The 710-nt window shown below is 53.7% G+C and carries 1 pseudogene; it reads right to left on the bottom strand.

The window, feature by feature from the left end:
• Positions 1-662 (bottom strand): annotated as a pseudogene (locus tag DVK07_RS23455) (Dna2/Cas4 domain-containing protein); the annotation flags it as partial.
• Between the last annotated feature and the right edge of the window lie 48 nt (positions 663-710).

Here is a 710-nt window from a genome sequence, read left to right on the forward strand (position 1 = left end):
AAGGTTTTGAGATCGAATGTTTCACGCGATCCGTACACGAGCATTCCATCGGTGATGGAGAAGTCACTCGTCTCATTGAGCGCATATAGGTAGGCGTGGAGCTGCGCTTTGTGGTTACTCTTCGGCTCATCAAGGTGGTCTAGAGAGGTTGTTGTCTTAATTTCCGTCAGAAACAGTGGGTTCGACTCACTCGTAACGATTGCTGAGTCCGTAGATCCTCGAATTCGGAGCTCTGTCCCGTCCCGACTGATGGTCGTATCGATCCACAACGAGTTCTGTACGTACAACTGGTTGGGGATGACCTCTTGCAGGTATGGTACGATAAAGTCCTCCTCGAAGGCACTGCCGACCCAGAATAGCCCCTTCGGGGGCACACCTTCGCGTGGTGCGTTCTGTCGGGCGTAGCTCGCTTTCCGGTGACACTGTAGAAGTTTACTCGGGGTGTGACGTTCCGGGTCTTTCGGCGGCGACGGCCCATTGAAATACGCTTTTCCCTCCAAGATGTTCTGCTCAAATTGCTGTTCGTTGTACCACTCCGTGAAGCTCCGATTTGAGACACGGCCAACGACATTCTCTGTGACGTCGAGATCAGTACCGACTGCCCCTGTTTCGTCGACGGGGACATCGGAGTCGGGACCTTGCTGTGGATTATCAGCAGTCATACGAACAGAACGTGCAGTCGGGGCCAAAGGCTAGGGCGTGTTGTGTCA

Origin of the sequence: Halorubrum sp. Atlit-26R, assembly GCF_003666015.1 — an archaeon.
Classification (GTDB): domain Archaea; phylum Halobacteriota; class Halobacteria; order Halobacteriales; family Haloferacaceae; genus Halorubrum.